The following is a 13,989-nucleotide window of genomic DNA, read 5'->3' on the forward strand; positions in this document are numbered from 1 at the left end:
TACGCGACGGTAACTTGTTACTCGTGGGTAACTGTAAGAATAGACCCATGAGTCAAGCAGCTGCCTTCCCTGCCCCTGTTGTCCTGTGGTCGCACGAGGAAGGGGAGCGGGCCGGCAAGCCGCTGCTGGTGCTGCTGCACGGCTATGGCTCCAACGAGGCGGACCTCTTCAGCCTGGCTGGGCTGCTTCCGGAGGAATTTGTCGTTGCTTCCCTGCGTGCCCCCATCCCGATGGGTCCGGGCTTCACCTGGTTCCCGCTTACGGCCTCCATCGACTACTCGCTCGACGCCGTCAAGCTTGCGGCCGACTACGCCCTCGCCTGGCTCGACACCGTCAAGCAGGACCACCCTTCAGTGACCCTGCTCGGATTCTCCATGGGCATGGCCATGGCCACCTCGATGCTCCGGCGGCGTCCCGCGGACTTTGCCGCCGTCGTCGGGCTTTCCGGATTCGCCGTCGACGCCGGTGCTGACGCCGCCTTCCGGGACGCCGAACTGGACGGCACGGTCCCGCTGTTCTGGGGCCGCGACCAGCAGGACCCGGTGATCACGCCTGACAAGATCGAATTCACCATGGGCTGGGTGCGCAAGCACACGGACCCCACCAAGGTGCTGTACACCGGGATGTGGCACGGCATCAACCAGCAGGAAATCGGGCATGTGGGCGAATTCCTCACCCACAAGGTGCTCACTGCCAATTAGCGTTGGCATTAAGAGGCGACAATCCTCACGGTCTGGCCGTTCACCGTCACGGTGTCTCCAGCGTGCAGCTGGCGGCCGCGGCGTTCCTCGATGTCCCCGTTGACCTTCACCAGACCGTTCTTGATCAGCTCAGTGGCCTCCACGCCGTCCTCCACGAGATTGGCGAGCTTCAGCAGCTGGCCCAGGCGGATCATTTCGTCGCGGATGGGTACATCGTCGATTTCGGGGTTGCTCATACAGCAATGATGCCTGAAGTAAGGTGGTGAAAATGCCGCAGTCGTCCCGCCCCGTGCTCCGGACCTCCATGCCGTTGCCGACCGGCCTGCTGCTTGCGGTGGCCAACGGTATCCTGCTGCCGGTCCAAGGCCGGATCAACACTGCGCTGGGGGCCAGGCTCGACGACGGCGTCGCGGCCGCCGTCGTAAGCTTCACTACCGGGCTGGTACTGATCGCCGTGATCGGCCTTGCTCTGCCGAAGGGCCGCGCTGGATTGCGCCGGATAGTGCCTGCCGTCAAGGAGCGCAGCTTTCCGCGGTTCTATGTGGTGGCCGGCGGGATCGGCGCCCTCTACGTGATTGCCCAAACGTTCACCATTGGCCTGCTTGGCGTCGCGCTGTTCACGGTAGCCGTGATTACGGGCCAGACCCTAAGCGGACTACTGGTGGACCGGCTGGGGATTGCGCCCGGCGGGAAGCGTTCCATCACAGGGGTCAGGATCTTGGGAAGCATCCTGACGATTGCCGCGGTAGCCTGGGCTGTCTCGCCGCGCTTCGGCGCCGCCGCCGACGCCGGCTCTTTGCTTCTCCCGATCCTGTTGCCGGTTGTGGCGGGTTGCCTCATGAGTTTCCAGCAAGCGATGAATGGTACGGCAACTGTGCACTACGGCAGTCCCGTCGCCGCCACCCTGGTGAATTTCCTTGCCGGGACGGTCCTCCTCTGGTGCGCCTGGCTCATCAAAGTGTCGCTGCTTGGTCCCGGCTACGCCCTGCCCGCTGAATGGTGGTACTACGTGGGCGGGCCCATAGGCTGCGTCTTTATCGGCCTGGCTGCTTTGCTGGTCCGCAGCCTCGGTGTCCTGGTAACGGGGTTGGGAATGATTGCGGGCCAGCTGCTCGGATCGCTCGCGCTTGACCTGGCCCTGCCGGCTCCTGGAACCGTGGTTGCCCTGCCCACGCTCCTGGGCACGTTGCTCACGTTGTTTGCCATCATCGTCGCCACCTTGCCTTGGCCGAAGGGTGCGCTCTCTTCCCGCCGGCCAGCCAAGGGCAGTCTGGCCGGGCGCGGAGGCGGGCCACGGCAGGGCGGGGGCCAAAGGCCGGTAGGCTAGGACAGGCAGCATTCCTGCCCAGCTTTCCTTCGCGCAGTCTTCAACTGCGCACCAGCGCGGACCGCACCCAGCGGCCCTGTAGATCATTGGAGTCACCCATGGCAGCAAAATCCGTCCTCGACCAGGTCATTTCCCTCTCCAAGCGAAGGGGCTTTGTCTTCCAGGCCGGTGAAATCTATGGTGGCTCGCGTTCTGCCTGGGACTACGGCCCCCTCGGCGCGGAGCTGAAGGAAAACATCAAGCGCCAGTGGTGGCAGTCCATGGTCCGCGGCCGCGAAGACGTGGTGGGCCTGGATTCCTCCGTGATCCTGCCCAAGCAGGTCTGGGAAGCTTCCGGCCACGTGGAGGTCTTCTCCGATCCGCTGGTCGAGTGCCTCTCCTGCCACAAGCGCTACCGGGCAGACCACCTCGAGGAAGAGTACGAGGAAAAGAAGGGCCGCCCCGCCGAAAACGGCCTGGCCGACATCGCCTGCGCCAACTGCGGCACCCGCGGCCAGTGGACCGAACCGCAGGAGTTCTCCGGCCTGCTCAAGACTTTCCTGGGCCCCGTCGCCAGCGAAGAAGGCCTGCACTACCTGCGCCCGGAAACCGCGCAGGGCATCTTCGTGAACTTCAGCAACGTGCTCACCACCTCCCGGAAGAAGCCGCCGTTCGGCATCGGCCAGATCGGCAAGTCCTTCCGGAACGAGATCACCCCGGGCAACTTCATCTTCCGCACCCGCGAATTCGAGCAGATGGAGATGGAATTCTTCGTCGAGCCCGGCACGGATGAAGAGTGGCACCAATACTGGATGAAGGAGCGCATGGCCTGGTACACGGGCCTGGGCATCCGCGAGGAGAACCTGCGCTTCTTCGAGCACCCGCTGGAGAAGCTCAGCCATTACTCCAAGGGCACCACGGACATCGAATACCGCTTCGGCTTCCAGGGCTCCGAATGGGGCGAGCTCGAAGGCATCGCCAACCGCACGGATTTCGACCTCTCCACCCACTCCAAGGCTTCCGGCCAGGACCTGAGCTACTTCAACCAGGCCACCAACGAGCGCTACATCCCGTACGTGATCGAACCCGCGGCCGGCCTGACCCGTTCCTTCATGGCGTTCCTGATCGACGCCTACACCGAGGACGAGGCCCCCAATGCCAAGGGCGGCGTGGACGTGCGCACGGTGTTGAAGCTGGATCCCCGTCTGGCGCCCGTGAAGGCCGCCGTGCTCCCGCTGAGCCGCAACGAGGACCTCTCGCCCAAGGCGAAGGAACTGGGCACCCAGCTGCGCAAGAACTGGAACATCGACTTCGACGACGCCGGCGCCATCGGCCGCCGCTACCGCCGCCAGGACGAGATCGGCACCCCGTTCTGCATCACTGTGGACTTCGACACCCTCGATGACCAGGCTGTGACCATCCGCGAACGCGACACCATGAGCCAGGAACGCGTGTCCCTGGACAAGGTGGAAGGCTACCTGGCAGCACGGCTGATCGGCGCCTGAGGGTGGCGGTCGAATACAGGGAATGGCGCGAGGGCGACGACCTCGCGCTCCTGGAAATCTGGGGCGGACCCGAAACCCTTCCGGCCCAGCAGTTCCGTGCCGCCCTGGCGCCATCCAGCAACGCTCCGTGGCGCCGGTGCATCGTGGCCGAAGATGTTGTGGACGGCGTCGCCATCCCGGTGGCGGCCGCCGTCGTCCACGAAGCCTCCCTCCACCCGGAGCGGCTGTGGGCCTACATCGAGGTCGCCAAGGACCACCGCCGCAACGGCATCGGCGCCACGCTGCTGACCATGCTGCGCCGCGAAGCCGAGCTGGCGCCGTCGGGCGTTTCGAAGCTGCGCAGCAAGGTGGAGCCCGGCACCCCCGGTGCCGCCTTCGCCGCGTGGGCCGGACTCGCCCCGATCCAGCGTTCGCAGCTGGTGGTGGTCCACCCCGAGGCGCTGAAGCTCCCGGTCTTCGGCGACGGCTCGGAAGAAGCGGCCTCCGAACAGGTCGAAGACCTGGCCACCGGTTCGGTGGAACTGAGCGACGTCGTCGGCCGCTACTACACGGCCGTGCACCACTGGGACAACCCGGGCGAGCTGGGGATTCCCACCGTGCAGCGGATGTTCCTGGACGATCTCAGCGGCGCCCACGGCGCCGTGGTACTGCGCGCGCCGAAGGCCAGCGCCTTCGGCACCGGGGTACCCGCCAGCCGCAAGGGCAAGATCCGGGCGTTCGCCGTCAGTTATGCCACGGGCAATGCCGACGACGCCTCGGAGGTCTTCCTCGGCCACGAACCGGCGCTGGACGCCGGCGATGCCGCGCAGGCGGTAGGGGAGCTGCTGGCCCTGATCGCCTACCAGCATCCCGTGCTGCTCGAAGTGGACGACGCCATGGCCGCCCTGCGCGGGGTCCTGGACCCGCTCCTGGCCCAAGGCAAGGCGCACGTCGAGGGCGCGGACACACAGGTCGTCAGCGACTGATTTTTCGGTGGAGCCCAACTAGCTCGCATTTGTGGTCGTTTTGAGCCCTCAAAACGACCACAAATGCCAGCCAGTTGGGCCAAGGGATGGGGAAAGAAGGCAATGGGTCACGGACACGCACACAACCCCGCCGAGGTTACGGCCGAGTCACTCCAGGCACGCAAGCGGGCCAACTGGCTGCTCGCAGCGGTTCTGGTGCCGCTTGGCGTGCTCACCGTGGTGGCCATGCTGCTTCTGTGGCCGTCCGGCAGCAAGGAGGGCCTCACCCTCGCCAGTCCGTACCAGGCGGCGCCCGGGGTCACCTTCGACACCGGAAGGATCCAGTCCGTCCTCCAGGAAAGCTGCAGCCAGGCCAACACCGGCGCCGAAATTCCCCCGGCCGGCCAGCAGGGCGGGCAGGACGGCTCCAATTGCACCTTCGCGATGACGCAGCCCGACGCCGGCGGCAGCCCCGTCAAAGTTGTGATCAACCCTGACGTCGCCAAGAGCCACGGGGTCAAGGCCGGCGACGAGATCCGTTACCTGAACCTCTCCCAGGTGCAGGCCGCCGGGACCGGCTCGCCTGCCTACGTTTTCGTGGATTTCGTCCGGACCATGCCGATCGCGCTGCTGGCCGTGCTGTACGCCGTGGTGGTGATCGCCGTCGCGCGCTGGCGGGGCTTCCGCGCCCTGCTCGGCCTGGTGGGTGCCTACGTGGTGCTGGTCGGCTTCATGCTCCCTGGCCTGGTGGACGGCAAGCCGCCGCTGCTCGTGGCACTGGTGGGCTCCACGGCCATCATGATCGGCGTGCTGTATTTCGCGCACGGCTTCTCGGCCCGGACTTCGACAGCGCTTCTGGGCACGATCTTCGGCCTGGGCATCACCGCGTTGCTCGCGGCCTGGGCAACCAGTGCCGCGAACCTGGCCGGAGTGGGCAACCATGATGCCGCCACGCTGGTGAACATGTCGGACCGGATCTCGATCTCCGGCATCATCCTGTGCGGACTCATCATTTCCGGCCTCGGTGTGCTCAACGACGTCACCATCACCCAGTCCTCGGCAGTGTGGGAACTCTACGAACTGGCCCCGGAGACCACGGCCCGCAAGCTCTTCAGCTCCGCCATGCGGATCGGGCGGGACCACATCGCCTCCACCGTGTACACGATCGCGTTCGCCTACGCCGGGGCCGCCCTGCCGATCCTGATCATCGTGATGCTCTACGACCGGCCGTTGCTGGACACCCTCACCAGCGCGGAACTGTCCGAGGAAGTGGTGCGGACCCTGGTCGGTTCCATCGGCCTTGTCCTCGCGATCCCGGTCACCACATTGATCGCCGTGCTGGTTGTCAAAGCCACCGGTCCGCGCCGTGGTTCCGTGCCTGCGGGCGCCGGAGCGGCAGGCAGCACAGCTGCGGAGGACGCCGACGCCGGCCGGGTCCGCGAGCTGGAAAGCTCGCCGACTGCGGTGGAAGGCTACGCCTCGCTCGACACCGGGGAACTGGCCGCCGTCGTCGAAACCCGCCGCGCCCGCCGGGACGCTGAGCGCCGCGATGCGGTAAGCCGCCGCCAGGGCAGTTAGGCGACTGCCGGGGCTGATTTGCCCGGCTTTGGCACAATGGATAGGTGACTGTTGTAGCAACCCCTCCTTCGCCGAAGCTCGAGCTGCCGCCCCTGCAGCTGGGCAACATCACCGTGGACACCCCCGTGATCCTGGCCCCCATGGCCGGCATCACGAACTCGGCGTTCCGCCGGCTGTGCCGCGAATACGGCGGCGGACTCTACGTTGCGGAGATGGTCACCTCGCGCGCCCTGGTGGAGCGGACGCCTGAGTCGCTGCGCATCATTTCGCACGACGACGACGAAAAAGTCCGCTCGGTACAGCTCTACGGCGTGGACCCTGTGACAGTCGGGGCCGCCGTGCGCATGCTGGTCGAGGAAGACCGTGCCGACCACATCGACCTCAACTTCGGCTGCCCGGTCCCGAAGGTCACCCGGCGCGGCGGCGGTTCGGCGCTGCCGTGGAAGATCGACCTGTTTACCGCGATCGTGCAGACCGCCGTCAAGGAAGCGTCCAAGGGGAACATCCCGCTGACCATCAAGATGCGCAAAGGCATCGACGAGGACCACCTGACGTACCTCGACGCCGGCCGGATCGCCCGCGATTCCGGCGTTGCCGCCGTCGCGCTCCATGGCCGCACCGCGGCGCAGTTCTACTCCGGCCAGGCCGACTGGTCCTCGATCGCCCGGCTGCGCGAAGCCCTGCCGGACATCCCGGTGCTCGGCAACGGCGACATCTGGTCCGCCGAGGACGCCGTCCGCATGGTCCGGGAAACCGGCATCGACGGTGTGGTGGTGGGCCGTGGCTGCCAGGGCCGGCCGTGGCTGTTCGGCGACCTCCAGGCCGCGTTCGAAGGCAGCGAACAGCGCCACCGTCCGGGCCTGCGCCAGGTGGCAGAGGGTGTCTACCGGCACGCCGAGCTGATGGTCGAAACCTTCGGCGGCGACGAATACAAGGCCCTGCGCGAAATCCGCAAGCACATGGCCTGGTACTTCAAGGGCTATGTGGTGGGCGGGGAACTGCGCGCCAAGCTGGCCACGGTGCCCACCCTGGAGGTGCTGCGCGGACTGCTGGACGAACTGGACATGGACCTGCCGTACCCCGGCGAGGATTCCGAAGGGCCGCGCGGCCGTGCGGGATCGCCCAAGAAGCCGGCCCTGCCCAAGGACTGGCTGCTCAGCCGGGCCCTGAACGAGGAACAAAGCCGCGACATTTCGGCGGCAGAACTGGACGTTTCCGGCGGCTAGGCGTCATTCACCCAAGCCCCGGCATGGAAGACTAGGCCACATGGGAACCGAAGCATTGTCCGCCGCCAGCCGGAGCGATTCAGTTCCGGCCATCCCGGGCTACAGCGAGGCCGACTCCACCCGCTGGGTCCAGGAACCCAGGAAGAGCAACTACCGTTCGGATTTCGAGCGGGACCGTGCCCGGGTGCTGCACTCTTCGGCGTTGCGCCGGCTCGGGGCCAAGACCCAGGTGGTCGCTCCGGACACCGACGACTTCGTGCGCACCCGGCTGACCCACAGTCTTGAGGTCGCCCAGGTAGGACGCGAGCTCGGCCGGGCCCTGGGCTGCGATCCCGACGTCGTGGACACCGCCTGCCTCAGCCACGACCTCGGCCACCCGCCGTTCGGCCACAACGGCGAGTCCGCCCTCAACGAGCTGGCCCACGCCATCGGCGGCTTCGAGGGCAATGCCCAGACCCTGCGCCTGCTGACCCGCCTCGAGCCCAAGGTCCTCACCCCCGGCGGCGAACCCGCCGGACTGAACCTGACGCGCGCCAGCCTGGACGCGGCGTCGAAATACCCCTGGTCCGCCGCGGACGCCCCGGTAATCCACGGGCACCGCACCAGCAAGTTCGGCGCCTACGAGGACGATCTGCCCATCTTCGCCTGGCTACGCGAGGGCGCCCCGGGCAACCGCTCCTGCATCGAAGCGCAGGTCATGGACTTGGCCGATGACATCTCCTACTCGGTGCACGACGTTGAGGACGCGATCGTCGCCGGCCACTTCCAGCTGAAGTGGCTGGACAACCCGGACCACCGGGCGCGCGTGGTGGGTTACACCCGCCAGTGGTACCTGCCCCACAACGAGCCCGCCGAGATCGACGCGGCCCTGGCCCGCCTCGAAGCCACCAGCGTCTGGGTCCGGGAAGCAGACGGCAGCCGCAAGTCGATGGCGGCCCTGAAGAACATGACCAGCCAGCTGATCGGACGCTTCTGCCAGAGCGCCCTGGAAACCACCCGGCTCCACTTCGGCCCGGATCGGCTCACCCGCTTCAGCGCCGAGCTGATGGTCCCGGAGGAAACCGTCACGGAGATCGCCGTGATGAAGGGCCTGGCCACCACCTTCGTGATCTCCACGGACCACCGCCAGCCGGTCTACGAGCGGCAGCGTGAGGTCCTGCACGCCCTGGTGGGCGTGCTTAGCGCCACCGGCGACCGGCACCTGGAGCCGATGTTCGCCGCGGACTGGCGTGACGCCGTCGACGACGGTGCCCGGCTCCGGGTCGTCGTCGACCAGGTGGCCTCCCTGACGGACGCCTCCGCGCTGGCGATGTACGAGCGCCTGGTGGGCAGCCTGCCGTCGCTCTGGTGAGGTCCCCGCTGGGCACGCCCGCGGCTTGCCCAGCGGCTAGGATGGTCCAGTGGCTGGGCTGATCAAACGTGAAGATATCGACGAGGTACGCCAGCGCACGGATATCAAGGAAGTCGTCGACGGCTACGTGACCCTCAAGGGTGCCGGCCTCGGAACATACAAGGGCCTGTGTCCCTTCCACGACGAGCGTTCGCCCTCCTTCACCGTCCGGCCCCAGGTGGGCCGCTACCACTGCTTCGGCTGCGGCGAGGACGGGGACGTCATCTCCTTCGTCCAGAAAATGGACCACAGTTCCTTCCACGAGGCCGTGGAGAAGCTCGCGGCCCGCATCGGCTACGAACTCCGCTACGAGGACGGCGGCTCCGGGCCCAGCCGCGAGGAAGTCGGCAAGCGCCAGCGCTTGCTGGACGCCCACAAGATCGCCGATGAATTCTTCCGGTCGCAGCTCCTGACCCCGGGTGCGGCAGAGGGCCGGAACTTCCTGCACGGCCGCGGCTTCGACCGCGCGGCCGCGGAACAATTCGGCGTCGGCTACGCCCCGCAGGGCTGGGATTCGCTGCTCAAGCACCTGCGCGGACGCGGCTTCACGGATGCCGAGCTGAAGCTCACCGGCATGTTCTCCGAAGGCAACCGCGGCATCTACGACCGTTTCCGCGGCCGGCTCATCTGGCCCATCCGTGACATCGCGGGAGACACCATCGGCTTCGGTGCCCGCAAGCTCTACGAGGACGACCAGGGTCCCAAGTACCTGAACACGCCGGAGACCACGCTCTACAAGAAGTCCCAGGTGCTCTACGGGATCGACCTCGCCAAGCGGAACATCGCCAAGGACCGCCAGCTGGTGGTCGTCGAGGGCTACACGGACGTGATGGCCTGCCATCTGTCGGGCGTGGGCACGGCGGTGGCTACCTGCGGCACCGCTTTCGGTGCCGACCACATCAAGATCGCCCGGCGCCTGCTCTCGGACGACGGCAGCGGGGGAGAGGTCATCTTCACCTTCGACGGCGACGCCGCGGGCCAGAAGGCGGCATTGCGCGCCTTTGAGGAGGACCAGCGCTTCGTCGCCCAAACCTATGTGGCGGTGGAACCCACCGGCGCGGATCCCTGTGATCTCCGCCAGCTCCGCGGCGATGCGGCGGTGCGGGAACTTATCGGCAGCCGCCGGCCGCTGTTCGAGTTCGCCATCCGGGCTTCCCTGAAACGGCACGACCTGGACACGGTGGAGGGCCGCATTGCCGCCTTGCGCGAGGCCGCTCCCGTCGTCGCCCAGATCCGTGATTCCGGCCTGCGCCCGGCGTACGTCCGCGAACTGGCCGGCTGGCTGGGCATGCCCATCGACGACGTCAGCCGGGCCGTCAGTGGCGCGCAGAAGCGGGCAGCCGCGCAGGCCGCCCAAGGCGGCTCGGGCGGTGCACACGGGAGCGGTGCCCCGCAGGAGGCGGGCGCCCCCGCGGGAGCCGCCATGCCGCCGTCGGGCCCCGGGGCAGCGTTCCACCGCCCGGACCCGAGGGATCCCGTGGCGGCGATGGAACGCCAGGCGCTCGAGGTCGTGCTCCAGGATCCCTCCGTGCTGGCGGGTCCGGCCTGGGACCGCTTCGAGATGTCCCGCTTCGCCACGCCCGCGTACGCCGCCGTGCACGACGCCATCCGGGCCGCGGGGCTGGCCCGTGCGGGCGATCCGGTGGCCTGGGTGGAAGCTGTCCGGCAGGAGATGCCCGAGCCCCTGCGCGGCCTGGTGTCCGAACTCGCCGTGGTGCCACTGCCGGCCAGCACCCCCGAAGCCATGCAGCGCTATTGCCGCGACATCCTGGCCCGCCTCTTCGAACTGCAGATCACCCGCGTCAAGGCGGACAAGATGGGCCGCCTGCAGCGGCTGGACGCCGCCGCCAACCCGGAGGAATTCCAGCAGCTCAACCGCGAACTCATGGAACTCGAGATGCAGCGCAGGGCGCTCCGGGCAGAATGAGGCCGTTCACGGGCGGCTTCCGGGGCTCGATTTCGTTTCCCGGCGGGCGTTTGCTAAAGTCATAACCGCTTCATTCCTCCGTAGCTCAATTGGCAGAGCATTCGACTGTTAATCGAAGGGTTACTGGTTCAAGTCCAGTCGGAGGAGCTCCCGATGCCCCCGTTCCGGAATCCCCGGAACGGGGGCATTTTTCATACCCCGGGAGGGTATTTCCCGCAGGTGGTGCCGCTGCCCGGCGCCGATTTCGCGAAGTGGCCCGACCTTTGCTAAAGTCATAACCGCTTCATTCCTCCGTAGCTCAATTGGCAGAGCATTCGACTGTTAATCGAAGGGTTACTGGTTCAAGTCCAGTCGGAGGAGCGCACAGGGCCCGTACCGCGGAAACGCGGTACGGGCCCTTCTGTTTTGCGTCCTAGACGAAATCCATTTCCACCTGCAGGAACCTGGCGGCCTCCTCGACGGCGGCGCGGAACGCTTCGTCTTCGGTCGGGGGCGTGCGGGGTTCTCGCGGGTGCCACTCGTGCGGTGATGAATGCACCCGGGTGAAGCCGCTGCCGGGAGGAGCGTAGAAGATTCCGAAGCGCTGCACGGGCCACTCGGGGGAGGTTTCGGGAGCCACCAGGAGGGCTGCCCCGGTGTCCGGGTTGAACCACTGGGCGATCGGCCGCCGCCGGTCTTCGGTGAAGAGTCCCGCCGCATACAAGGCCGCGGACTGCGGACTCGTCACGGAACACAGGCGGTCCCACCACAGGGGCAGGATTCCGTTGTCCTGCCGCTGCCAGGGCGCCGGAACGGGGTGTGTTTCCTGCCAACGGGGCACAGTTCAACTTTATCGCCGGGCCCCGGAGCACAACAGAGCCAGCCAGGGGTGGAACGCCTTTCGCCGGGCTCAGTCCCGTTTCCATGGCCCCGGGTTGATCCGGTACATCAGTGCGGCGCCGATCACGGCCCCCAGCAGGGCGCCGAACAGCGGGTTGCCGAGGTTGCGGCCCAGGAAGAAGCCGGCGACGGCGCCGAGCACCGCACCCACGAAGAGGCCCCGGCCGTTGCGGTGCGGGCCGTTGCGGTCCGGGCGGTTGTGGTGCGGGCGGTTGCCGGAAGGTGTGCGCGCCATGGTTCCAGCCTAGGTGCTAGTGGTTCAGGGACTAATGGATCGACGGAACGGTGTGCGGGCGGACCACCAGCCACAGGGCGAGGACTGAGCAGCATACGCAGACGGCCTGGACGGCGCCCATCGGCGTGGCCGAAGCCACGCCGAGCACGCCCACCACCGGCGGAATGATTCCGGCCATCATGAAGTTCGACGCTCCCAGCAGTGAGGCAGCGGTGCCCGCCTGCGCCCCGTGGTTGGCCAGCGCTACCACCTGGACGCACGGGAACATGAAGCCGGTGGCGAGGATGTAGAACCACAGCGGGATGATTACGCCCCACAGCCCGAGGTGAAGTATGTCGAACAGGACGATCAGGAGCGACATGAGCAGCAGCCACGCCGTCGCGCAGGCCATGATCCATTGCGGTGCCACGTGCTTGATCACGCGGGAACTGATCTGGACGCCGGCCACGATGCCCAGGGAATTGACGCCGAACAGCAGGCCGTATTCCTGCGGCGAGAAGGAGTAGACCTGCTGGAACAGGAAGGTGGACGCGGAAAGGTAGGCGAACAGCCCGCCGAAGTTGAAGCCGCCTACCAGGAGCATGCCCACGAAGATGCGGTCGCCGAAGACCGCACGGTAACGCTGGGCCGCCGTCGTGCTGGCCTGGCTGCGGAGCTCGGGCGGGTAGGTTTCCCGGATCAGGAAGATGGCGGCGATGATCACAAGGGAGCCGTAGGCCGCCAGGAAGTAGAAGATGCCCGGCCACGGCATCACCAGCAGCAGCTGGGAACCGATGATCGGCGCCAGGATGGGAGCCAGTCCGTTCACGAGGGACATCCGGGAGAACATCCGCACCATGGCGTAACCGTGGAAGAGGTCCCGGACCATCGCCATGGCCACCACGCCACCGCCGGCCGCGCCGATGCCCATGAGGACACGGAACACGGACAATGCCCCGATGTCTGTGGACAGGGCTGCCCCCAGGGACGAGGCGATGTGCAGCGCGGTTGCCAGGATCAGCGGCATGCGCCTGCCGAACTTGTCGCTGAAGGGTCCGACGACGAGCTGGCCGATTGCGAAACCCACCGTAGTGCCCGCAAGGGTCAGCTGGATGGCGGCGGCCGACACCCCGAAATGCTGCTCCAGCGCCGGGAACGCAGGCAGGTACAGGTCCACGGTGAACGGCCCAAGGGCGGTGAGGGCGCCAAGAAGAAGGATGTACAGGAGCTTTTCACGCCGGCTGAGGGCATCGCCGCGGGCAGGGGGAGTCGTCACGAACACCAATCCTATGTGCGAAAGGTCATATCTCTGAGAACTCCCGCCACGGATTCCTTGGGGCACAAGGGCGCGCCGGGATACGGACCGGAAAACCGGAAGAAGGCTGAATGGTAGTTTTGTGGGCAGGTGCCGCACATGGGATTCGGGTTTGGCGCCGGCGACGGATACGTAGAGAAGCGGTAAGGCGGGGAACTGATGAGCGGACGTCACAGGGGCAAGTCCGGGATGGGCCCTGGAATCGGGGCACTGCCGAGGACCCTCAAGCTCGCTGGCCGGCTCGTGCCGCGGCAGCTCAATGACGAAATCCATCTTGCGAAGCTTGAACTGAAGGAAAAGGGCGTCAAGCTCGGCCTTGCGGGCGCCTTTGTGGGGGTGGCCCTCGTGTTCGCGCTGCTGCTCGTCGTCGCCCTCGTGGTCGCGGCCATCCTGGGACTCGCGACCGTCATGCCGGGGTGGCTGGCCGCCCTCGTGGTCTCAGCGGCATTCCTGTTGGTCATCGCGATCGGAGGGCTGGTGGCTTTCGGCCAATTCAAGAAGGCGCAGCCCCTGCTGCCGGCCGAAACCATCCGCGGTCTCAAGCACGATCTTGGCGTCCTCAAAGAGGGCTCTGACTTCGACGCGAGCATCCTTGACCCGGACTCTGAGGCGTACAAGGCAGCCAAGGCCGCAAAAGCCGAGGCTGCCCGGAAGGCCAAGGAAGAAGCCGCGGCCAAGGAAGAGGCTCGCCATCGGGACGAACCTCCCGCGCCGGACAAGGACGAACTGCTGCGCCGGCTGCAGCAGCGCCGCGAACACCTGGCCGGTGTCCGCGACCAACTCGGTTCCGAACTGGACTTCAAGACCCAGGGCAGGTTCTTCCAGGACCTCGCCCAGGAGAAGATCGACGACGGGCGGAAGCTGGCCGGGGACCTCGGCAAGCGGCTCCCGGACGGCCTGTCCGAGCGCGTCGCGGGGCGGTGGAAGGAAATCCTGGCCTTCGTCGCCTCTACCGCGGTGCTCGTCGTAGGACTGCGGAGACTCTTCAGGAAGTAAGCAAAAGC

Annotated in this window: 13 protein-coding genes and 2 tRNA genes; 11 read left to right on the forward strand and 4 right to left on the reverse strand. The window is 66.9% G+C overall.

Annotated features, from left to right (window positions below):
• Positions 1-47 precede the first annotated feature (47 nt).
• Positions 48-701, forward strand: a complete 654-nt coding sequence (locus ACN9M4_RS06465) for an alpha/beta hydrolase (RefSeq protein ID WP_426302724.1) — start codon at positions 48-50, stop codon at positions 699-701.
• Between the two features lie 8 nt (positions 702-709).
• Here the strand turns inward: ACN9M4_RS06465 and ACN9M4_RS06470 are convergent, their stop codons facing one another.
• Positions 710-937, reverse strand: a complete 228-nt coding sequence (locus tag ACN9M4_RS06470) for an RNA-binding S4 domain-containing protein (protein ID WP_426302725.1) — start codon at positions 935-937, stop codon at positions 710-712.
• A gap of 32 nt (positions 938-969) precedes the next feature.
• On the opposite strand from ACN9M4_RS06470, the gene ACN9M4_RS06475 reads away from it, so the two are divergent.
• The 9 genes from ACN9M4_RS06475 (at position 970) to ACN9M4_RS06515 (ending at position 10,937) form a co-directional block, all read left to right on the forward strand.
• On the forward strand, positions 970-2,028 hold the full coding sequence (locus tag ACN9M4_RS06475) for a DMT family transporter (RefSeq protein WP_426302726.1): 1,059 nt from the start codon (positions 970-972) through the stop codon (positions 2,026-2,028).
• Between the two features lie 98 nt (positions 2,029-2,126).
• A complete protein-coding gene (locus tag ACN9M4_RS06480; protein WP_426302727.1) occupies positions 2,127-3,512 on the forward strand; it encodes a glycine--tRNA ligase in 1,386 nt (461 codons plus the stop codon).
• Positions 3,513-3,514: 2 nt separating this feature from the next.
• Positions 3,515-4,477, forward strand: a complete 963-nt coding sequence (locus ACN9M4_RS06485) for a GNAT family N-acetyltransferase (RefSeq protein WP_426302728.1) — start codon at positions 3,515-3,517, stop codon at positions 4,475-4,477.
• Positions 4,478-4,579: 102 nt separating this feature from the next.
• Positions 4,580-6,034: a YibE/F family protein gene (locus ACN9M4_RS06490; protein WP_426302729.1), complete on the forward strand. Its 1,455-nt coding sequence runs from the start codon at positions 4,580-4,582 to the stop codon at positions 6,032-6,034.
• Positions 6,035-6,078: 44 nt separating this feature from the next.
• The gene (gene dusB, locus ACN9M4_RS06495) at positions 6,079-7,260 is read left to right on the forward strand and encodes a tRNA dihydrouridine synthase DusB (protein WP_426302730.1); all 1,182 of its coding nucleotides are present in this window, start codon (positions 6,079-6,081) and stop codon (positions 7,258-7,260) included.
• Positions 7,261-7,300: 40 nt separating this feature from the next.
• Positions 7,301-8,611, forward strand: coding sequence for a deoxyguanosinetriphosphate triphosphohydrolase (locus ACN9M4_RS06500; protein ID WP_426302731.1), 1,311 nt, complete (start codon positions 7,301-7,303; stop codon positions 8,609-8,611).
• A 49-nt stretch (positions 8,612-8,660) separates the two neighbouring features.
• Positions 8,661-10,577, forward strand: a complete 1,917-nt coding sequence (gene dnaG / locus ACN9M4_RS06505; RefSeq protein ID WP_426302732.1) for a DNA primase — start codon at positions 8,661-8,663, stop codon at positions 10,575-10,577.
• 74 nt (positions 10,578-10,651) lie between these two features.
• Positions 10,652-10,724: transfer RNA gene (locus tag ACN9M4_RS06510), tRNA-Asn, on the forward strand.
• Positions 10,725-10,864: 140 nt separating this feature from the next.
• Positions 10,865-10,937, forward strand: a tRNA-Asn gene (locus ACN9M4_RS06515).
• Positions 10,938-10,989: 52 nt separating this feature from the next.
• Here ACN9M4_RS06515 and ACN9M4_RS06520 read toward each other — a convergent pair.
• The 3 genes from ACN9M4_RS06520 to ACN9M4_RS06530 form a co-directional block, all read right to left on the reverse strand.
• Positions 10,990-11,397 carry a hypothetical protein gene (locus ACN9M4_RS06520; RefSeq protein ID WP_426302733.1) on the reverse strand — a complete coding sequence of 136 codons (408 nt, stop codon included), beginning with the start codon at positions 11,395-11,397 and terminating at the stop codon, positions 10,990-10,992.
• Between the two features lie 69 nt (positions 11,398-11,466).
• Positions 11,467-11,691 (reverse strand): glycine zipper domain-containing protein, encoded by a 225-nt coding sequence (locus ACN9M4_RS06525; protein WP_426302734.1) that lies wholly within the window; start codon positions 11,689-11,691, stop codon positions 11,467-11,469.
• A gap of 31 nt (positions 11,692-11,722) precedes the next feature.
• Positions 11,723-12,952, reverse strand: coding sequence for a multidrug effflux MFS transporter (locus tag ACN9M4_RS06530; RefSeq protein WP_426302735.1), 1,230 nt, complete (start codon positions 12,950-12,952; stop codon positions 11,723-11,725).
• 192 nt (positions 12,953-13,144) lie between these two features.
• On the opposite strand from ACN9M4_RS06530, the gene ACN9M4_RS06535 reads away from it, so the two are divergent.
• Positions 13,145-13,981 carry a phage holin family protein gene (locus ACN9M4_RS06535; RefSeq protein WP_426302736.1) on the forward strand — a complete coding sequence of 279 codons (837 nt, stop codon included), beginning with the start codon at positions 13,145-13,147 and terminating at the stop codon, positions 13,979-13,981.
• Positions 13,982-13,989 lie beyond the last annotated feature (8 nt).

Origin of the sequence: Arthrobacter sp. R-11, from assembly GCF_049913155.1 — a bacterium.
Taxonomy (GTDB): domain Bacteria; phylum Actinomycetota; class Actinomycetes; order Actinomycetales; family Micrococcaceae; genus Arthrobacter.